Annotated in this window: 19 protein-coding genes; 6 read left to right on the top strand and 13 right to left on the bottom strand. The window is 67.2% G+C overall.

Features of this window, described 5'->3' with window-relative positions:
- Positions 1-32: 32 nt before the first annotated feature.
- From trpA to HPF_RS18695, 7 genes are all read right to left on the bottom strand, one after another.
- Positions 33-842 (bottom strand): tryptophan synthase subunit alpha, encoded by an 810-nt coding sequence (trpA, locus tag HPF_RS18725; protein ID WP_133157503.1) that lies wholly within the window; start codon positions 840-842, stop codon positions 33-35.
- Positions 839-2,131: a tryptophan synthase subunit beta gene (trpB, locus tag HPF_RS18720; RefSeq protein WP_133157502.1), complete on the bottom strand. Its 1,293-nt coding sequence runs from the start codon at positions 2,129-2,131 to the stop codon at positions 839-841. Before trpB ends, trpA begins: the two co-directional genes overlap by 4 nt.
- Before the next feature lie 42 nt (positions 2,132-2,173).
- Positions 2,174-2,848 (bottom strand): phosphoribosylanthranilate isomerase, encoded by a 675-nt coding sequence (locus HPF_RS18715; RefSeq protein ID WP_133157501.1) that lies wholly within the window; start codon positions 2,846-2,848, stop codon positions 2,174-2,176.
- A 5-nt stretch (positions 2,849-2,853) separates the two neighbouring features.
- Entirely contained in the window at positions 2,854-3,651 is a 798-nt protein-coding gene (gene truA / locus HPF_RS18710) for a tRNA pseudouridine(38-40) synthase TruA (protein ID WP_127805379.1), read from the bottom strand.
- A 47-nt stretch (positions 3,652-3,698) separates the two neighbouring features.
- Positions 3,699-6,311 carry a FimV/HubP family polar landmark protein gene (locus HPF_RS18705; RefSeq protein WP_341785640.1) on the bottom strand — a complete coding sequence of 871 codons (2,613 nt, stop codon included), beginning with the start codon at positions 6,309-6,311 and terminating at the stop codon, positions 3,699-3,701.
- Positions 6,312-6,593: 282 nt separating this feature from the next.
- Positions 6,594-7,724, bottom strand: a complete 1,131-nt coding sequence (gene asd, locus HPF_RS18700; RefSeq protein WP_066157830.1) for an aspartate-semialdehyde dehydrogenase — start codon at positions 7,722-7,724, stop codon at positions 6,594-6,596.
- 243 nt (positions 7,725-7,967) lie between these two features.
- Positions 7,968-8,285: a DUF2322 family protein gene (locus HPF_RS18695; protein ID WP_133157499.1), complete on the bottom strand. Its 318-nt coding sequence runs from the start codon at positions 8,283-8,285 to the stop codon at positions 7,968-7,970.
- Between the two features lie 43 nt (positions 8,286-8,328).
- On the opposite strand from HPF_RS18695, the gene HPF_RS18690 reads away from it, so the two are divergent.
- Complete coding sequence (locus tag HPF_RS18690; protein WP_133157498.1) at positions 8,329-9,267, top strand: M14 family metallopeptidase; 939 nt, start codon at positions 8,329-8,331, stop codon at positions 9,265-9,267.
- Here the strand turns inward: HPF_RS18690 and HPF_RS18685 are convergent.
- Complete coding sequence (locus tag HPF_RS18685; protein ID WP_133157497.1) at positions 9,264-9,893, bottom strand: hypothetical protein; 630 nt, start codon at positions 9,891-9,893, stop codon at positions 9,264-9,266. The genes HPF_RS18690 and HPF_RS18685 overlap by 4 nt on opposite strands.
- A gap of 168 nt (positions 9,894-10,061) precedes the next feature.
- Between HPF_RS18685 and HPF_RS18680 the strand changes: the two genes are divergently transcribed.
- Complete coding sequence (locus HPF_RS18680) at positions 10,062-11,021, top strand: chemotaxis protein (RefSeq protein ID WP_066157837.1); 960 nt, start codon at positions 10,062-10,064, stop codon at positions 11,019-11,021.
- A gap of 19 nt (positions 11,022-11,040) precedes the next feature.
- Here HPF_RS18680 and HPF_RS18675 read toward each other — a convergent pair whose 3' ends face one another.
- Entirely contained in the window at positions 11,041-12,588 is a 1,548-nt protein-coding gene (locus tag HPF_RS18675) for a sensor histidine kinase (protein WP_165961742.1), read from the bottom strand.
- Positions 12,589-12,717: 129 nt separating this feature from the next.
- Between HPF_RS18675 and yghU the strand changes: the two genes are divergently transcribed.
- Positions 12,718-13,542, top strand: coding sequence for a glutathione-dependent disulfide-bond oxidoreductase (gene yghU, locus HPF_RS18670; RefSeq protein ID WP_133157495.1), 825 nt, complete (start codon positions 12,718-12,720; stop codon positions 13,540-13,542).
- A gap of 27 nt (positions 13,543-13,569) precedes the next feature.
- Here yghU and HPF_RS18665 read toward each other — a convergent pair whose 3' ends face one another.
- Both HPF_RS18665 and HPF_RS18660 read right to left on the bottom strand, forming a co-directional pair.
- On the bottom strand, positions 13,570-13,974 hold the full coding sequence (locus HPF_RS18665; protein ID WP_066157845.1) for a hypothetical protein: 405 nt from the start codon (positions 13,972-13,974) through the stop codon (positions 13,570-13,572).
- A gap of 95 nt (positions 13,975-14,069) precedes the next feature.
- A complete protein-coding gene (locus tag HPF_RS18660) occupies positions 14,070-14,891 on the bottom strand; it encodes a hypothetical protein (RefSeq protein ID WP_079365446.1) in 822 nt (273 codons plus the stop codon).
- A 140-nt stretch (positions 14,892-15,031) separates the two neighbouring features.
- Here HPF_RS18660 and HPF_RS18655 point away from each other — a divergent pair, with 140 nt between their 5' ends.
- From HPF_RS18655 to HPF_RS18645, 3 genes are read left to right on the top strand one after another with little or no spacing between them, the layout of a single operon-like run.
- Positions 15,032-16,795 (top strand): T6SS phospholipase effector Tle1-like catalytic domain-containing protein, encoded by a 1,764-nt coding sequence (locus HPF_RS18655; RefSeq protein ID WP_133157494.1) that lies wholly within the window; start codon positions 15,032-15,034, stop codon positions 16,793-16,795.
- Between the two features lie 58 nt (positions 16,796-16,853).
- Entirely contained in the window at positions 16,854-17,768 is a 915-nt protein-coding gene (locus tag HPF_RS18650) for a DUF3014 domain-containing protein (RefSeq protein WP_133157493.1), read from the top strand.
- Between the two features lie 26 nt (positions 17,769-17,794).
- Positions 17,795-18,256 carry a tellurite resistance TerB family protein gene (locus tag HPF_RS18645; RefSeq protein WP_133157492.1) on the top strand — a complete coding sequence of 154 codons (462 nt, stop codon included), beginning with the start codon at positions 17,795-17,797 and terminating at the stop codon, positions 18,254-18,256.
- Positions 18,257-18,372: 116 nt separating this feature from the next.
- Here the strand turns inward: HPF_RS18645 and HPF_RS18640 are convergent, their stop codons facing one another.
- On the bottom strand, positions 18,373-19,083 hold the full coding sequence (locus HPF_RS18640; RefSeq protein ID WP_133157491.1) for a nucleotidyl transferase AbiEii/AbiGii toxin family protein: 711 nt from the start codon (positions 19,081-19,083) through the stop codon (positions 18,373-18,375).
- On the bottom strand, positions 19,076-19,615 hold the full coding sequence (locus HPF_RS18635; RefSeq protein WP_133157490.1) for a helix-turn-helix domain-containing protein: 540 nt from the start codon (positions 19,613-19,615) through the stop codon (positions 19,076-19,078). Before HPF_RS18635 ends, HPF_RS18640 begins: the two co-directional genes overlap by 8 nt.
- Positions 19,616-19,811 lie beyond the last annotated feature (196 nt).

The following is a 19,811-nucleotide window of genomic DNA, read 5'->3' as shown; positions in this document are numbered from 1 at the left end:
CCGGACTCTGGGGCCGGCTTAAAGATGGCGGATTATGCGTCCAGCGCTTTCCGGATGGTGCGCATGAAGTGGGCCGCCACCGGCACCACCTTCTCGAAGGGCTCATCCTCGATCAGCTGGATGATCTTGCTGCCGATCACCACCGCGTCGGCGGTCTTGCCAATGGCCTTGGCGGTCTCGGCGTCGCGGATGCCGAAGCCCACACCCACGGGGATGCTCACATGCGTGCGGATGCGCGGCAGCATCGCCTCCACCTGGCCCACGTCCAGCGAGCCAGCACCGGTCACACCCTTGAGCGAGACGTAGTAGACGTAGCCGCTGGCCACGCGCGCCACCTGCGCCATGCGCTCGTCGGTGCTGGTGGGGGCCAGCAGGAAGATGAGGTCCATGTTCGCCGCGCGCAGGGCGGCGGCGAACTCCTCGCATTCTTCGGGCGGGTAATCCACCACCAGCACGCCATCCACGCCGGCGGCCGAGGCGTCGCGCACGAAGCTGCCCGCACCGTGCTTCTGGTCGTAGCGCTCGATCGGGTTGGCATACCCCATCAGCACCACCGGCGTGCGGTCGTTCTCCTTGCGGAACTCGCGCACCATGGCGATCACCTGCGCCAGGCCGATGCCCAGCGACAGCGCGCGGTCGCCCGCTTTCTGGATCACCGGGCCGTCGGCGGACGGGTCGGAGAACGGGACGCCCAGTTCGATGATGTCGGCACCGCCTTCGACCATGCCGTGCATCAGCTTGGGCGTGATGTCGGCATACGGGAAGCCAGCGGTGACGAACGGAATCAGGGTCTTGCGGTTCTGGGCCTTCAGGTCGGCCAGAGTTTTTTCGATGCGGCTCATTTGGACACCTTCACAACGGAATCGGCGCCGCCCTTGACGGACTGGCCGCGGCAGCTGGGGCGGCAGTAGAAGTCGGCGTTGGACAGGTCGGCCACGGTGCCGATGTCCTTGTCGCCGCGGCCGGAGAGGTTGACCAGCACCGACTGCGTGGGCTTCATCGTTTTGGCCAGCTTCATGCCGTAGGCCACCGCATGGCTCGATTCCAGCGCGGGGATGATGCCCTCGGTGCGGCAGAGGTAGTGGAAGGCCTCCAGCGCCTCCTTGTCGGTGATGCCGACGTACTCTGCGCGTCCGATGTCCTTGAGGAAGGCATGCTCGGGGCCGACGCCGGGATAGTCGAGGCCCGCGCTGACGCTGTGCGTTTCGGTCACCTGGCCGTTGTCGTCCTGCAGCACGTAGGTGCGGTTGCCGTGCAGCACGCCGGGGCTGCCCTTCTGCAGCGACGCAGAATGTTTGCCGCTGTCCAGGCCTTCCCCCGCCGCCTCCACGCCGATCAGGCGCGTGCCGGTGTGGTTGATGTAGGGATAGAAGATACCCATGGCGTTGCTGCCACCGCCCACGCAGGCGACCACGGCGTCGGGCTGCTCGCCCACACAGCCGGCTTCTTTCAGCATCTGCGGCATCTGCACCAGGCATTCGTTGCCGATCACGCTCTGGAAGTCGCGCACCATCATCGGGTAGGGGTGCGGGCCGGCCACGGTGCCGATGATGTAGAAGGTGTTGTCCACGTTGGCGACCCAGTCGCGCATGGCTTCGTTGAGCGCGTCCTTCAGCGTCTTGCTGCCCGACTCGACGGGCACGACGGTCGCGCCCAGCAGCTTCATTCGGTAGACGTTGGGGCTCTGGCGCTTGACGTCCTCGCTGCCCATGTAGACCACGCACTCCAGGCCGTAGCGGGCGCAGATGGTGGCGGTGGCCACGCCGTGTTGTCCGGCGCCGGTCTCGGCGATCACGCGCGGCTTGCCCATGCGCTTGGCGAGCATGGCCTGGCCGATCACGTTGTTGATCTTGTGCGCGCCGGTGTGGTTGAGGTCCTCGCGCTTGAGAAAGATCTGCGCGCCGCCGACTTCGCGGCTCATGCGCTCGGCGTGGTAGACCGGGCTGGGCCGGCCGACGAAGTGGGCCAGTTCCTTGCGGAATTCGGCCAGAAAGGCGGGGTCGTGCTGGTACTTGGCGTACGCGGCCTTGAGCTCGTTGATGGCGTGGGTGAGCGTCTCGCTCACGAAGCTGCCACCGTAGATGCCGAAGTGGCCGCGGGCGTCGGGTTGCTGGTAGGTGCTGGTGTCCATGTGGGGTGTCTCGTTGCTGGGCCCGAGCCACCCGAAGACGGGTCAGCTGGGGCGGGGGTTCTGTGCATCGGCCGCGCGCACGGCGGCCACGAAGGCGAGCATCTTGTCTGGGTCCTTGATGCCTTTGGCGGCTTCGACCCCGGAGCTCACGTCAACGGCCCAAGGCCGCACGAGGCGAATGCCATCGGTCACGTTTGCAGGCGTGAGTCCACCAGACAAAACGAGGCGAGAGCTGGCGTTTAGTGTGGGGTGTGACCAAGGGAAAGCCGTCCAGTCGAAAGATTGACCGCCGCCACCGTAGCCCTCGACGTGGGCGTCGAGCAGGATGGCCTGGGCTGCGGTGAAGTCGGACGCGTATTTTAGGAGATCGAAGCCCGCGCCGGCCGGGCCAGGGGGAATGCGCGCGGCGCGGACGAACGGTCGGCAGGCGGCTGTGCAGTCGGCCGGCGTTTCGTCGCCGTGGAATTGCAGGAGGGCGTTGGGCACAGCGGCCAGACCCTGGGCGATGAACTCGGGGCTGGCGTTGACGAACAGCAGCACGGGTGTGACGAAGGGCGGTAGCCGGCGAGCCAGTTCGCCCGCTCGTTCCGGACTGACAAAGCGCGGGCTCTGCGGGTAGAGCACGAAGCCGATGGCGTCGGCCCCGGCATGGACGGCGGCGTCCACATCGGCCTCGCGCGTGAGGCCGCAGATCTTGATGCGGGTGCGGTGGGGCATGGGGCTCAGGGCAACCAGTCGAAAGCGGGTGTGCGGTCCGGGATGTTCCAGGACGGATCGTAGACCGGACCCAGGAAATACAAGCCGTCGGGTGCAAAGGTGGGCGCGGCGGCGTCGCGGCTTTGGGCGGCCAGCACCTCGGCCATCCACGACGGCGGGCGGTTCCCGGTTCCGACAGCAATCAGGCAGCCCATGATGTTGCGGATCATGTGGTGCAGGAAGGCCGAGGCTTCGAATTCGAAGCGCCAGTAGGCACCGCGCCGGGCGATCTCGATGCGGCGCATGTCCTTGACCGGGCTGTGAGCCTGGCAGGACGACGCTCGGAACGACGTGAAGTCGTGTTCGCCCAGCAGCGCGTTGGCAGCGCTTTGCATGGCGGCCAGGTCCAGCGGGCGGAACACCCAGCCCACCTGTCCCTGGTCCACACTGGGGCGCACGGGCGATTCGAGCAGTACGTAGGCATAGCGCCGGCCGGTGGCGCTGGCCCGTGCGTGAAAGCCTGGTGGCACCTTGCGCGCCCATTGCACGGCGATGTCGGGCGGCAGGAAGCTGTTGGTGCCGCGCACCCAGGCGTTTTCAGGCCGCACCAGCGGGCTGTCGAAATGCACCACCTGGTTCAGTCCGTGCACGCCAGCATCGGTGCGCCCGGCGCAAAGGGTATTCACCGCAGGCACATCCAGAAAGCGGGCCAGGGCCCTTTCGAGCTTGTCCTGGACCGTTTGGCCGCTGGGCTGGCTCTGCCAGCCGTCGTAGTTCCGGCCGTTGTAGGACACGCCCAATGCGATGCGCCCACCGGCCGGCATCGGGGCCGGAGTGGGCGCGTCGGGGAGAGGAGCGGAGGATGCGGGGGTCAGGAGAGGTCTGCCAGGAAAGCGCTGGCCTTGGTCTTGAGAGAGCCCGATGCTTCTGCCAGCACCTCTTCGGCCAGGGAGCGCGCGCCTTCCAGATCGCCGATGGCGCGGAACTCCTCTGCCAGCGAGAGCTTGGTTTCCAGCGGGCTTTCCGCGCCCAGCTCGTTGCCCGCCAGCGGATCGCCCGCCTCGGGTTTGCCATTGAGGTCGAGGCTCAGGTCGCCCAGATCAAAGGACATCAGTTCCGGAGAGGCTGGTGCAGCTGCGGGCGCACTCGCCGGTGTCTCGATGTCGAAGTCGGGCAGGACTTCCGCATGGTCGAAAGTAGGCTGCTCTGCCGCGGGCATTGAGGTCAGCGGCATGGGGTCTGACGGGAAGTCAAGATCGAAATCCATGGGCCGCGACGCCGGGTCGGCCAACTGGGCTGGCTCAGGGGTCAGGGCGTCGGTCTGGGAAAGGTCATCCATTGCCGACACCGGAGCGTCGGCCTTGCCGTTGGCGGCAGCCAGCGGCGAGCGCGAGGACTCTTCCATGAAGTCCAGATCGAGATCCAGGTCGCCTGCGTCTCCCGACTTGGCGTTGTCTCCCAGCGTGCTGCTGCCAAACGGGATGGTGGCGCCGGTGGCCATCGGCACGGCCGCGCCGGGTTTGACCGCCGGACTTCCTCCGGGCTGGTACAGCGGGTTGGCAGGATCCAGTTCCTTGCCCAGTTCGCAGGCGTGCTCCCACTCCGGTCCCTGGCCTTGCGTGAGTGCATAGGCCTCCGTGGCGACCACCTCGAAAGCCTTCGAGTCGCGGCGCTTGGCATAGATCTCGAGCAGCTTGTTGTGAATGGCGACCCTGGTGGGTGCGCTGCGCATGGCTTCTTTGAGGATCTCCTCGGCTTGCAGGTCCCTGCCGTAGGCGAGGTAGACGTCGGCCTCCGCCACGGGATCGACATCACCGGCGGCGTCCAGCTGACTGGGCGAATACACCATGGACGATCCGGACGCCGCGGCTTCGTTGGTGTCGATGCGTTGCCCCCCGCTGGAGCCAAAGAACGAGTCGGGCTGCAGGCGGCTTTCCAGGAAGGAGCTGTCGACGCCGCTGCCCTTCTTCTTCTGGCGCGTGCGGTAGAACGCGAAGCCTCCGAGCAACGCCAGCAGGGCGGCCGCGCCAGGCAGCACCATGGGGTTGTCCATCAGCTGGCCGACAAACGACGGCTCTTCGACAGGCGCGGGGGCAGGCGCTGGACGTGGTTTCGGTGCAGGAGCTGGGGCTGGTGCCGGAGGGGGAGCAGGAGGCTCAGCGGCGGCAGGCGCCTCGGGCGCCGGAGCAGGTGCAGATTCCGCGGTAGGGGTTGGGGGGGCCGGGGCTGCGGCCGGTTCCGGGGAGGGGGCGGCAGGTGTGGCGGCCACAGGTGCGGGCGCCGCAGCTGGTGCGGTTGGAGCCCCCACAGGCAGAGACGGGGCCGGGGTGCTGGCGGCGGGTTTGGCTGCAGGAGCCGCTGGCGCACCCGATGCCGCGGCCGGTCCCAGCTTGGACAGCTCGTCGATGTTGCGAGAAAGCTCTGCCACCCGGGTCGATGCTTCCTTGGCCTGGCGTTCCTGGGCGATCTTGTCTTCCTTGGCATCCTGGCCCGCAACCGCGCCCTTGGACAGCGTCAGCTTGTCCTGAGCCGACTGGGCCGGCTTCTTGTCTTCGACTTCGGTTTGCACCTTGCCGGACGCCTGGCGGTCGGCGGCCGCCACAGGTGCTTCGGGGACTGCACCCGCCAGCCGGCGACGGAACTCGTTGAAGTCGCGGCTCTGGGCCGCCACGATGCGCTTGGCTTCTCCGGCAGAGACGCCGATGGATGCTGCTTCGGTCGGCAGGTTCAGGATCGCGCCGGCTTTCATCCGGTTGACGTTGTTGCCGATGAACGCCTGCGGATTGGCGCGGAGCATGGCCACCAGCATCTGGTCAAGCGATGCATTGGCGGGCAGGTTGGCCGCTGCGATGCGGCCAGCGGTGTCGCCAGCCTTGGTGGTGACCTGTTTGGACGGGCCGTCGGCGGAGGGCGCTGCTGCCGGCTTGGCCGCCGCAGGGGCTGCCGCAGCGGGCTTGTCTGCCTTGGGGGTTGCGGCCGCCGATGGGGTGGCCGCTCGGCTCGGGGCAGCGGGTGCTGCGGCGGCATTGCTGCGAGCCGCCGGGGCTGGCGCAGGTGCTGCCGCGGCAGCGTTGAGCGGTGCTGGTGGCGCCGCCGTGGTCTTGGGTGGGTCCAGCAGCAGTGTGTATTCCCGCACCAGCCGGCCGGACGACCAATTGGCCTCTAGCACCATGTCCACGAAGGGCTCGTTGACAGGGCGCGAGCCCACCACGCTCAGGTATGCACGGCCGTCCGCCCGGCGCTGCAGGGTGATCTGGAGTCCGGCGATGGCCGAACTGAGGTCCATACCCGAGGACCTGAAGGCTTCCGGTGCCGCCAGTCCGACGCGCAGGCTGGAGGCCTCTTCGGGCGTGATTTCGAGCACATCCACCTCGGCCCGCAAAGGCTCGCCCAACGAGGACTGCACCGCCACGCGACCAAGCGCGAGAGCGAGCGCGTCGTCGTGCTGCATGAGGCCGGCAGACAGCAGTGCAGCTGCTGCCACGGCATGTAACCGCGAAGTTCCTCTGCGACCGACGCCCCCGAGGGTGGTCATGGTCCCGAACAAGGGGGTATGGCGGGTGGATTTGGGCACTTGAACCTCGACGTAAAAAACCGAGAATTGACCTTAACATCAACGCATTACGGTGACAAGCTGAGAATCCGCTTGAGTTTCCGGGGTGGCCTTTGGTCGGCCCACGGGCGTTGTTCGCGTTGCGGCGTCACAACGACAAAGCCGGCGCGCAGGCCGGCTTTTTTGTGAATGTAAGTAAGAAGTAGTGACGAATCAGGCGTCGAGCAGGATGCGCAGCATGCGGCGCAGCGGCTCGGCGGCGCCCCACAGGAGCTGGTCGCCGATGGTGAAGGCGCCCACGTACTCGGGGCCCATGGCCAGTTTGCGGATGCGGCCGACCGGGATGCTCATGGTGCCGGTCACGGCCACCGGCGTCAGGTCCCTGATGGTGGCTTCGCGGGTGTTCGGCACCACCTTGGCCCAGGGGTTGTCGGCGGCGATCATGGCCTCAATGTCGGCCACCGGCACATCCTTCTTCAACTTGAAGGTCAGGGCCTGGCTGTGGCAGCGCATGGCGCCCACGCGCACGCAGAACCCGTCCACCGGGATCGGCGCCGAGCCGAAACCTTCGCCCATGCCCAGGATCTTGTTGGTCTCGGCCATGCCCTTCCACTCTTCCTTGGACATGCCGTTGCCCAGGTCCTTGTCGATCCAGGGGATCAGCGAACCGCCCAGCGGCACGCCGAAATTGGCGGTCTCGGCGCCGCTCAGGCTGCGCTGCTTGGCGATGACCTTGCGGTCGATTTCCAGGATGGCGCTCTTGGGGTCGTCCAGCAGGGCCTTCACCTCGGCGTTCAGCGTGCCGTACTGCGTCAGCAGTTCGCGCATGTGCTGGGCGCCGCCGCCCGAGGCGGCCTGGTAGGTCTGGGTGCTCATCCACTCGACCAGACCGGCCTTGTACAGCGCGCCCACGCCCATCAGCATGCAGGAGACGGTGCAGTTGCCGCCGATCCATTCCTTGCCGCCCTTGGCCAAGGCGTTCTTGATCACCGGCATGTTGACCGGGTCGAGCACGATGACGGCGTCCTTTTCCATGCGCAGGGCGGAGGCGGCGTCGATCCAGTGGCCGTTCCAGCCGGCGGCGCGCAGCTTGGGGTAGACCTCGTTGGTGTAGTCGCCACCCTGTGCGGTGATGATGATTTCGCAGCGCTTGAGGGCGTCGATGTTGTTCGCGTCCTGCAGCGTGGTTTCGTTCTTCGCCATGGCAGGCGCCTTGCCGCCGGCGTTGGAGGTGGAGAAGAACAGCGGCTCGATCAGGTCGAAGTCCTTTTCCTCGACCATGCGATCCATCAAAACGGAGCCGACCATGCCGCGCCAGCCGACCAGACCAACCAACTTGCTCATTGAGAATGCCCTTTCAAGTGAATAAACAGGTCCAGACCAGACCGACTTGCCCGGCTCGTCTGGCCGGGGAGGGCGCACGACGAACCAGGCTGGATCAGCCCTTAATGGTCGTGGTTTTGATGGAGATCGCGCGCGCAGCAACACCGGCCATGGCGGCGGGTGCGGTGTTCAGGGAGAACGGGCTGGCGTCAAACATAGCCCGCAATTGTAGTTCACGCCCCTTGACGTGAATCTGACCGCCGGTCAGGCGTTGTGTGGCCGCACCAGATAGATGGCCGTTCCCTGCGACCAGGCCAGCAGCCGGTCGATGTTGGGGTGCTTGCCGGGGTTCGCCAGGGCGTCCGCCGTGTGTTCTCCGTACCACTGCAGGCCCAGTGCCGCGGCTTCGGGCGTGATGGTGCCGCCGTACTGCTTGGCGAGCGCGTGGTAGACCGCCAGCGAGCCGGTCTGACCAGGCTGGTTGTGGATGCTGGCCACCAGGGCGCCGCTGGCGTCGAGCAGGTCCAGCGACGCAAGGTGGGCGACCGACGGAAGGGATCTGAGGCGTTCGGCAAAATTCATGGCTGCATTGTCGCTGTGCCACCGCACCACAGAAAGTCCGTCCATGACGTCTTCAGAGGCCACCACATCCTTCTATCCCATCGGAACGCCGGGCAAGCCCTGGGGCCCGGAAGAGCGGGCCCTCTGGCGCTCGCGCCAGCGGCGACAGCGCTCCCACCGCGACGACGTGGTGGCGGCGGTGGACCGGTTGCGCGGTCATTTCGACGTGCAGACCTATGGAGAGGTGGAGTCCGGCGACGGGCGTCTGCCGTTGCTGGCCGTTCGCAGTCGGGGGTGGGGCAGCGACTTGCCGGTCGTCCTGGTCACCGGCGGTGTGCATGGCTACGAGACCAGTGGCGTTCATGGCGCCCTGCAGTTCCTGGCGCAGGATGCCGCGGCGTTCAGTGACCGGGTCAACCTGCTGGTGGTGCCTTGCGTCAGTCCATGGGCCTATGAGCGCGTCCAGCGCTGGAACCACGATGCCGTCGACCCCAACCGCTCGTTCCGCGAGCCGAGCCCGGCGCCCGAGTCGGCGGCGCTGATGCGTCTGGTCGCGCCGTTCAAAGGGCGGTTCATCGCTCACATCGACCTGCACGAAACCACCGACAGCGACGAATCCGAGTTCCGGCCGGCCAAGGCGGCCCGCGACGGCGAGGCCTTCGAACCCGGCACGATTCCCGATGGCTTCTATCTGGTGGACGACACCGAGAACCCCCAACCCGGGTTCCAGCAGGCCATCATCGACGAGGTCTCCAGGGTCACGCACATCGCGCCCGCCGACACGGCCGGCGGCATCATTGGCTCGCCCATGGTGGCGCCCGGTGTGATCCGGTATCCGTTGCGCGAGCTCGGCCTGTGCGCCAGCATCACGGGAGCGCGCTACACCACGACCACCGAGGTGTACCCGGACAGTCCGCGGGCGACACCGTCCCAATGCAATCTGGCGCAGACCGCGGCGGTCCGCGCCGCGATCGGCTTCGCACTCGCAAGCTGGGGTGGCTAAGCGCCGACTTCCACCGCTTCCACCTCGATCACCCCTTCGAACAGGTCGATGGCTGTGGCCGCCACCTGCGCGGTGTCGTAGTAGGCATACGCGCCCATGCCGACGGCGCCGATCACCGGAATCCAGCGCGCCACGCCTCTGCCCGCGGCCTTCTGGGCCAGCCTGGCGCCGATCCGCCGCGTGATCGTGCGGATCAGCACCGGCGAGGCGCGCCGCACCAGCGTGCGCTGACCGACACGGACCACCAGGTCGCGCACCCCTTGCGCCGCTGTGTGCTGGAACAGGCAGTACACCACCTGCTCGGGCGTGAGCGTGGCGTGTTTGCCGTAGAGCGCTGCGATGTCGGCCACCATCTGCCGCTGGATCTTCCAGACGCCCATCATCTCCGGCAGGATGGTCAGCCAGCCCACCACGCCGGGCGGCAGCGCCAGCGCGCCTGCGGCCAGCGCGGCCTTGGCCGCCGCCGCGTTGGCCGCCTTGCGGGCGTCGTCCATGGGTGCGCTGCTCACCGGCTCCCGGGAGGAGGGCACCTTGCCGATCAGCGACAGCAGCGCCCGACCGATGGGCGAAGCGTCCGGAATGCTGGCGGGTTCCGCGTCGATGGCTTTTCGGGGGCGTCGGGTCATGGCGGGAGCGGGTGGGTTGGCGGCGGGCATGAACTGTGAATCAAGTGTCCTCCGTTTTGCGGCTGGTGCACAGGGCGAGTGAATAAGCGGGTTTTCGCCGCGCTGATCCGGACTTAGGCTTGGGCGCTTGCTTCGTATCCTGCAAGTGATATTCCCTCCGGAGCCCCCATGAGCCTGAGTACCACGCTGCACGACGTCAACGAGCGCGCGCAGCTCACCAGCAACAACCAGTTCGAGCTGATGCTGTTCCGCCTGGGCGAGGCGCCCGGCAGCGACCGCCGCGAGCTGTTCGGCATCAACGTCTTCAAGGTGCGCGAAATCCTGGTCATGCCCAAGATCACGGGCATCGCCAACGCACCGCCACAGGTGCTGGGCGTGGCCAACATCCGTGGCCAGATCATTCCTGTGATCGACCTGCCCGCCATGGTCGGCTGCACGCCCAAGCGCGGGCACAGCATCCTGATGGTCACCGAGTACGCCCGCACCACCCAGGCCTTTGCCGTGGAGGAAGTGGATGAGATCGTGCGGCTGGAGTGGAGCGACGTGCTGGCCGCCGAAGGCAATGGCGGTGACCTGGTGACCAGCATTGCCAAGCTGGCGGGCGAGAACGGCAGCACGCGTCTGGTGCAGGTGCTGGACGTGGAGCAGATTCTGCGCAGCGTGATGCCGGCAGCTGCCAACGAGACCGCCCTCGACGCCGTGGGCGACCAGGTGGTCCTGCCCCCCGGTTCGATCGTGCTGGCCGCCGACGATTCGCCGGTCGCGCGCATGCTGATCGAGCAGGGGCTGGGTGCCATGGGGGTGAGCTTTGTCATGACCAAGACCGGGCAGGAGGCCTGGGACCGGCTGCAGTCGATCGACGACGAAGCCCGCGCCGAGGGTCGTTCGGCCGCCGACCGTGTGGCCCTGGTGCTGACCGACCTGGAGATGCCGGTCATGGACGGCTTCACACTCACGCGCAACATCAAGCAGGACCCGCGGTTCAAGTCCATCCCGGTGGTCATCCATTCCTCCCTCACCGGTTCGACCAACGAGGCCCATGTGCAGTCCGTGGGCGCCGACGCCTACGTGGCCAAGTTCGTGGCTTCGGAGCTGGCGTCGGCCCTGAGAAAGGTGCTCGTGCACTGAGCCCCAGGTCCCGGGCGGTTCAGAGTCCCTGGGGCGCCTGGGCCTGCACGCAGGGCAGGCAGAAGCGGAAGAGTGCACCCTGGCCGATCTCGGCCTGTCCGTTGATCGAGCCCCCGTGGCGCTGCAGGATGCGCTGCACGATTGCCAGCCCGATGCCCGTGCCCTCGAACTCGTGCGGACGGTGCAGCCGCTGGAAGGGCTGGAACAGCTGGTCGGCGTACTGCATGTCGAACCCGGCGCCGTTGTCCTGCAGCTCGAACCAGCACATGCGGTCGATCTCGCCGCTGCCACTCAGTTCGATCACCGCCATGTCCCGCCGCGCGGTGTACTTCCATGCGTTGCCCAGCAGGTTCTGCAGCACCAGCCGCAGCAGCCCCGGATCGGCCTGCACCCACAACCCGGGCACGATGCGCCAGTCGGCCTGACGGTCCGGGTCGGCCCGCTGCAGCTCGTTGGCGACCCCCTGCGCCATGGCGCTCAGGTTCACCTGCTGCAGGTCCAGATCCCCCCGGCTGTGCTGGGCCATGGACAGCAGATCGGTGATCAGCGAGCCCATGCGGCCGGCGTTGGACTGGATGCGCTGGAGCGAAGTGCGGCCTTGCTCGCTGAGCTTCTCCGCCTCGGTCTCCAGCAGCAGCGTGGAAAAGCCCTGGATGCTGCGCAGCGGCGTGCGCAGGTCGTGCGACACCGAGTAGGTGAACGACTCCAGCTCCTTGTTGAGGTCCTGCAGCGCCCGTGTGCGCTCGGTCACCCGCTGGTCCAGCTCGGCGTTCAGTCGCTCCAGGGCTTGCTGGGCTTCGCGCAGCTCGGTGACGTCGGTGTAGGTGGTGACAAAGCCGCGGATCTGCCCGTCGATGCTCAGGGCGCTGCCCACGATCTCCAGCGTGCGCCCGTTCGGGCGCTGGCGGATCAGCCGGTGCGGCAGGAACTGGCGCGCCAGCGCAGCCGCTTCGACCACCTTGGCCTCCACGTCCACTTCACCGTACTCGCCGCGCTGGGCGTTGCTGCGGGCCACATCCTCGAAGGTCACCCCCGGTTTCATCAGACCCTCGGGCAGGTCCAGCAACTGCTCGAAACTGCGGTTCCACAGCCGGATCACCAAGTGCTCGTCGATCACCGTCACACCCTGCGGCAGCGCGTTGATCACGGCGTCCAGATAGACCGCCAGGCGGCGGGCTTCCTGCTCGGAGCGCTTGCGTTCGGTGACGTCGGTGTAGATCGAGACGAATCCGCCGGTGGGTAAGGGGGTGCCGCGAATTTCGATCACGGTGCCGTCGGGCCGCTGGCGTTCGAACACATGCGGTTGCAGTGACCTGGCGCGATCACTCACCGCCTGTGCCTGCTGTTCGGGGTCGCCTGGTCCGTATTCACCCCGCCGTGCGTTGAACAGGGCAAAGTCGTACAGCGTGGGCATGCCGTGGGCGAACAGCTCGTCCGGAAAATCCAGCAGCTTGCGCGCCTGCTGGTTGTAGGCCACCAGACGCTGCCCGGCATCGAACATCGTGACCCCGCTGGGCAGGTGGTCGATGATGCTTTGCAGAACGGTGTGGTGGAGGGTGGACAGCATGGACCCGGGCGTCTGGTCAGGTCGGTGGCGGATCTTCCCGGAGCAGGCTATCACAGGGCCTCTGCGCATGCCACACCTCTTTGGGGTTGTGCCATGGCAGGGTTTCTGCCGCTGGACTAGCATGGGCTCATGAGCACCAACACCCCTTACACCCCCCCCGCTGTCTGGACCTGGGACCAGGCCAATGGCGGTCAGTTCGCCAACATCAACCGCCCCATCGCCGGCCCCACGCACGACAAGGCCCTGCCGGTGGGCAAACACCCGCTGCAGCTGTATTCGATGGCCACGCCCAACGGCGTGAAGGTGACGGTGATGCTCGAAGAGCTGCTGGCCCTGGGCCACAGCGGCGCCGAATACGACGCCTGGCTGATCAAGATCAGCGAGGGCGACCAGTTCTCCAGCGGCTTCGTCGAGGTCAACCCCAACTCCAAGATCCCGGCCCTGCTGGACCGCAGCACCGAACCGCCGACGCGCGTGTTCGAGTCCGGCTCCATCCTGCTGTACCTGGCCGAGAAGTTCGGCGCTCTTTTGCCCAAGGCGCACGGGCCGCGCACCGAGGCGCTGAACTGGCTGTTCTGGCAGATGGGCTCTGCACCCTACCTGGGCGGCGGTTTCGGGCATTTCTACGCCTACGCGCCCGAGAAGTTCGAGTACCCCATCAACCGCTTCGCGATGGAAACCAAGCGCCAGCTCGACGTGCTCAACCGCCACCTGGCCACGCACACCTTCATGGCGGGTGACGAATACAGCATCGCCGACATCGCCATCTACCCGTGGTACGGCGCCCTGGTCGAGGGCAAGATCTACAACGCGGGCGAGTTCCTCTCGGTGCACGAGTACACGCACGTGCTGCGCTGGGCGAAAACCATTGGCGAGCGCCCGGCGGTGCAGCGTGGCCGCCGCATCAACCGCGTGTGGGGCGACGAGGCAGGGCAGGTGCCCGAGCGGCACTGAAGCGGCCCCGCCAGCGGTGCTTCGGAGTCAACGCGCGGCGTCGACCGGCGTCGGGGCGGGCACCGTCACCGTGAGCTCGCGCAACACACCGCCGCTGGCCACATCACCCTGCACCCGGCCTTCGCCCCGCACCATGCGTTCGCACATGTCGCGCTCGGTGCCCGCCGGGTGCACCTGGCAGCGCACCAAGGCGTTGCGGGTCAGGGTGGCGGCATCGGGTGTGGGCGCACGCTGACCCTGCAGCGCCTCCTGGCGCACCGCTCCGGCTTCTCGCAGGCAGTCCTGCCGCGCCACGGGATCGGTGAGCAACAGGCAGGCCTGGCGGTCGGCCTGGTATTGCGCCTGCACGGACGGCCGGTCGCCCGCGGCCCACGCAGGGACGAGGGATCCACAGAGGGCGACGGAGAAAACGCTGCAAGCCAGTGCATTCATGGTGGGTCTCCTGTGATGGTGGACCGATCATCCCTGAACCCGCAGAGCCCGCGCGTCCGACGAAGCCTGAGGCGCGTGTAGGACAAAGCCGCAGGTCAGCAGGCAAACACGCTCAGGTACAGGGGCGTGGCGTTGTTCACGGGCCTCAGCGGCAGCCGGGTGCCGCCGGTGGAGAGGATGCTGGCCAGCTCTTCGGCGGCGCGGGCTTCCGTGGCGGTTTCATACCGCACCTCGCTGCGGGTGATGCCATAGCCCGGACTGGCGTTGATGGACGGCGCCAGTTCCCTGACCCGCACCTGTATGCCAGCGATGCGTTCCCTGAGCGTTTTCTGGACCCACTGGGCCTTGCTTTCATTGGCGGCCGCCGACACCCCGGCGCAGTAGAAGACATCCACCCGGTATGCAGCCAGGGGGCTCTCCCGTGCAAAGGGCTTTTCCGCCCGCCGCAGCACGTCGGCTTCCAGTGCCTTCTGCTCGGTCCTGAAAGTCGCTTCCTTGTTGGCGGCCTCGATCAGCTCCTGTTGCTTGGCCGGCGGCGCGCCCAGGGACAGCGCGCGGATCAGGCCCACCCGGAGCTCGGACTCGACCGGGTCGTTCGTGGACAGCAGGCTTTCGACCAGCGCGCGCGCCGCCTCGACATGCCGGTCCTCGCCTTTCTGCAGGGAGACCGACACCTTGTCGAACAGCTGCAGCCGCATCTGCTCGCGCGAGCCGCGCTCCTCGCGCTGATCGCGGTTCGTGGCCAGCAGGGACTGCAGCTTTTCGATGGCCAGCTTCTGCTCGTCGAAGGCCAGCTTCTGCTGCTGGGAGTTGAAGTTCAGCCAGAAACCCAGTGCCGCCAGCACCATCGTCAGCACCAGATTCAGCTTGACCAGCCAGCCCTCTTTGGCCGGTGGCTTGTCGTTCGTGTCGCCCATGGAAACCTCCGAATGGTTGGTGAGAGGTGCTGCCAAGCTACTCCTCAACGCAGGCCTGCGCCTCCCTCATTCAGGGGGGAGTGGCCGGTCATTTTTCGGATCACACTTGCAGCTCCCACGGCTTGTGAAGGAGCAGACCCATGAACGCTTCGACGCCACGCCAGATCGTGCTCTGCTGCGACGGGACCAACAACAACCTCACTGGTGGCGAGAACGACACCAACGTCGTGCGGCTGTGCCAATTGCTCCGCACCCACGGCGATGAGCAGCAGCTGGTGTTCTACGACCCCGGCGTCGGCAACCCGGGCGAGCTGCCCGGCGCCACCGTGTGGGACAGCATCAACCGCTACGGCGAGCGGCTGGCCGGCCTGGCCTTCGGCCGCGGGGTCTACGAGAACATGGCCGAGTGCTACCAGTTCCTCATGTCGAGCTACCAGCCCGGCGACGAGCTCTACGTCTTCGGCTTTTCCCGCGGGGCCTTCACGGCGCGCAGCGTGGCGGGGCTGGTCAACATGTTCGGCATCCTGCAGCCGCACATGGTCTCGATGGTGCCGTCGCTGCTGCACGTCTACTTCTCGGACCGCGACAGCCGCGGCGACAGCGCGCGCCGCATCGCCCGGCAGGCCACGCAACTGTTCGCCGACCCCTTCGAACAGCACGTCAACATCCATTTCGTGGGCGTCTGGGACACGGTGGCGTCCGTGGGCATGCCGCCGTTTTCCAAACAGTTCACCGCGCGCGCCGACGTGGGCGGCAAGCGCTTCCTCAACGTCCGGCAGGCGCTGGCCCTGGACGAATACCGCGCGCAGTTCGCTCCCCGGCAGTACGTCGACCCCAACGGCCAGTACCGGTCCGATCGCGGCCTGCCCGTGTCGCTCAAACAGCTCTGGTTCTCCGGCGCCCACTGCGATGTGGGGGGCGGCTACGCGCCCGACCGGCTGGCGCTGGCCGACCGCGCCATGGGCTGGCTGGTGGGCGAGGCCGTGCAATGCGGCCTTCGCCTGAACACGGCGGACGGCCAGCCGATGAGCGACCAGCAGGTGCTGGAAGCGCTGTACGCCGACCTGCCCAGCCCCAAGCCGCTGGTGCCCGTGGCCCACAGCGAACTGCACCGCACCCCGTTGTGGGCCGTCACCGGCATGGCGGTGCGCACGCCGGGCCGGGTCGACGACGGCGCCGGCGGCCGGCAGACCATCCCCGCCGAAGAACACCCCAGCGTCCAGTCCCTTGCCGTGGCCTTCCCGAAAGACACCGACTGGGCGCGGCCCCGGCCCTGGCTGCCCATCCTCGGCTGGTGCCTGGCCTTCCTGGTGCTGTACGGCGGCATCGGGCAGATGCTGCTGAAGTCCGAACACTATGCGCAACTGAGCTTCCGGGCCGACCTGTGGCAGGCGGTCTCCAGTTACCCGGCGTTCCTGGCCACCAACCTGGACTTTGTGCGCTGGCAGATGTTCTGGTTCTACGACGGTCTGGCCGCTGTCCAAAGGGGACAGATCTGGGAGGGCCTGATCACGGGGTTGCAGCAAGTGAACCTGTTCGGCTCACCGCGCTGGTCGCTGCTGTGGGACCTGGGGCTCATCGTGGCCTACGCCCAGGTGCTGTCGCGCTTCTGCGTGGCCGGGTTTGCGCGCGGCGCCGGGTTGCGGCGCGTCGGGCAGCCCGTTTCGCGCTGGCTCAACCGCCTGGGCTGGGCACTGCCGCTGATGGTGTTTTCCGACGTCGGCGAAAACCTGTTCACCTGGCTCACGGTCACGCTCACCCACAGCGAGTACTTTTTCGTCGCGGCCATCACCGGCGCGCTGATGTCGCTGCTCGCGCTGCTGAAGTGGCTGGGGCTGGTGGGGGTGGTGTGGCTGGTGCTGTGGCCGGGCAGGGCGGGAGGTCGGGGCGCAGGGTGGACCTGACCCCTCCAGACGCGTAGGATGGTCCGCCTGTCCACCCGCTACGGCGCAGATGAGGCCCATGGAACCTGAACTGGATCGCGACGAGTACCGTCCCCCCGAACCTTCCCGCACTCCCTCCCTGCTCGTGGTGGCCATCGTGCTCGCCCTGGTGGCCGCAGGCGGCTACTACGCCTGGAAGCGCAACCAGGCGGTGCCCGCACCCGAAGCCGCACCGGTTGCCGCCGCACCTGCCGCACCCGCCGAGCCCGTACAGCCAGCCGCTCCCGCCGCCGCACCCACCACACCCGCCGTCGAACACCCCATCGACGCCGCCGAACCCGGCGCCGACGGCCAGGCCGACAAAGAGCCCTTGCCTGCGCTGGCCGACGCCGGGCCGCAGGTGAACCAGATGCTGGAGCGACTGATCGGCCGCAAGAACGTGCTCAACTTCCTGCAGATCGACGGCTTTCTTCCTCACGTGGTAGCCACCGTGGACAACCTCGCGCGGCCGCACGCGCCGGTCACCGTCTGGCCCGTCAGCCCCACGCCGCAACGCTTCACCACCCAGCGCAACAGCGCCGACGGCGCCGAGACCATCCACCCCGACAACAGCCGGCGCTACCAGCCGCTGGTGAGCCTGATCGAGTCGGTCGACACCGCCCAGGCGGTGGGCATGTACCGCCGCCTCTACCCGCTGGTCCAGCAGGCCTACGCGGAGCAGGGCTTCCCGGGGCGCTACTTCAACGACCGGCTGGTGCAGGTGATCGACCACCTCATCGACACACCCGTGCCCGCGCAGGCGCCGGCTGTGCATCTGGTGGAAGTCAAAGGTTCCGTGCCTTCGCAACTGCCCTGGGTGCGCTACGAGTTTGCCGACCCGCAGCTGCAGAACCTGTCGGCCGGGCGCAAGATCCTGCTGCGTGTCGGCGCGGACAACCAGCGCCGCCTGCAGGCCAAGCTGGCCGACATCCGCGGGCATCTGGTGAAGAAGTAGGCCCTGAAAAAAAAACGACCCCGCCCATGCTCAAAGCCTTCCGGCACCTGCTCGATACCTTCCTCGACATCGACCCCGCCCACTCGGCCGCCGAGGCCGAGCAGGCGCTGCACCTGGCCACCGCCGTGCTGCTGGTAGAGGTGATGCGCGCCGACCACGGCCACACCGTGGCCGAGCACCAGGCCGTGATCCGTGCGCTCAGTGACCGCTTTGCGCTGCAGCCCGCGTCCGTGGACGACCTGATGGCGCTCGCGCAGGACACCGCCCGCACCGCCAACGACTTCCATGCCTTCACCAGCCGGGTCAACGACCGCCTGACGCATCCGCAAAAGATCGAACTGGTCGAATCGCTGTGGCACGTGGCCTATGCCGACGCCCACCTGGACGCGCACGAAAACTACGTCATCAGCAAGATCGCCGGCCTGCTGCACGTGACCCATGGCGAGTACATCGCCGCCAAGATGCGGGCGAAGGCGGCGGCAGCCTGAGAGGGCCGATCCTGTCTGAACGGCGCCAGGAACGTCAAGTGCGAAGACAGGCGGGAGGCAGCGCGGCTGTTTTGTGCAGGGGTTACGCGGGCGGTGCGCCAGCGGATTCCCCGAACTCAGCGGGTCTTCAACACCCTGCGCAGGGTCCGGATCTTTTGCCACAGCACCGCCTTGGGCATCGTCATCGCCATGGCTTGCATGCACCGATCCAGCCAGCCCTGGCGCTCTTGCAGGCGGTCAATTGCCTTGGTCAGGTCGCGCGCTACGGCAGGTCCATAGGCTTGTGTGGCCTTGGTCAGTGCCGTGCGCAACAAGGGCAGGCGCAGGTCCATCATCGCCAGATCGATCACATCGCGGCTGAACACGCCATCGTCCGCCTGACGGTCTGAGTTGGCCAGCAGTTTGGACGTCGCCAAGTCGAGCCGCGTCAGCGTGGCGATGCCGCACACCACATCGTCCGGGCCGGGCGCCTCCAGTGCGATCCGGGCCTCGCGGACGATTTCAAACTTGATCGCCTGGCCGTCCATCTGCACCACCGTTCGCAAGCCGTACTGATCGGCACGCACCTCGCGCAGCATGGTCAATGGCTGCGCTCCGGGCCGCATCACCGCGTTGAGCCCGGCTGGCCCGGTGAGCAATTGGCGCAGCTCCCGATAACCCGCTGCGTCGGATACCAGAAAGTCGATGTCCACCGATTCGCGGTACTCGCCATGTCGCATAGCGATGCAGGTGCCCCCGCCAAACAGGCAGCCGTGCTGGCGCAGCACATCGCCGTCCAGCGCGGCCAGCACATGCGCTATGCGCTGGTGGTGCGGGCGTTCAAACATCGGGCGTACCCACTGCTGCCGCATCCCCCAATCCCTGGCCCAGGCCCTTGCCCAGACCCGTTTGCAAGGCCAGAAGCAGCGCCTGCTCGGCGGGCGACATGGCCGCCGTATCCAGATGGCGCGCGTTGCGCTCGTAAATGCCCAGCGCCTCGACGGGCGTGAGCGCTTCGGTGCCGTGTACCTGCCAGGCCAGTGCCTTGAGCTGCGGGTAGTCCGCCAGGCGCACACGCACGGGTATCCAGTTGGCCAGATTCGGCCCATTGACATCTTCGGGGCGCGTGGCTTGGGCGTCTTCGGCGTTCAGCGCCACCAGCGACATACCCAGCGCCGCCATGGCGTTGGCCCAGGCGCCGGCCGCCACAGAAGGCTCTCCCTTTTCGATGCGATGCAGCGTTACCCGCGACATTCCTGCTGCCTCCGCTGCCGCTGTGCTGCTCACCCGCAAGGCCTTGCGGCGCGCGCGAAGCTGTGTGCCCAAGGCTTGCAGCTGGGCGGTGCTTTGGGCGGTCGGAAGGGGTGGTTTGGCTGGCATTTGTTTCCCATTCTGTTTAATATGGCTGAAATGTCAACTATGGGAAACACTTTTTTTATCTGGGCCATGTGAGCCATCAAGCACTTGGGCGTGTACGACCCCGCGCACGACAGCATCAAGGTGTTGACGCTGCACGTCAGCAAAGGGCCGGAGTTCCAGGTGGTGGCGCTGGTCGGCGCCGGGCGCCTGCCCGCAG

This window comes from Hydrogenophaga pseudoflava (genome assembly GCF_004353865.1).
Classification (GTDB): domain Bacteria; phylum Pseudomonadota; class Gammaproteobacteria; order Burkholderiales; family Burkholderiaceae_C; genus Hydrogenophaga; species Hydrogenophaga pseudoflava.
This window is presented reverse-complemented; position numbering and strand designations above follow the sequence as displayed.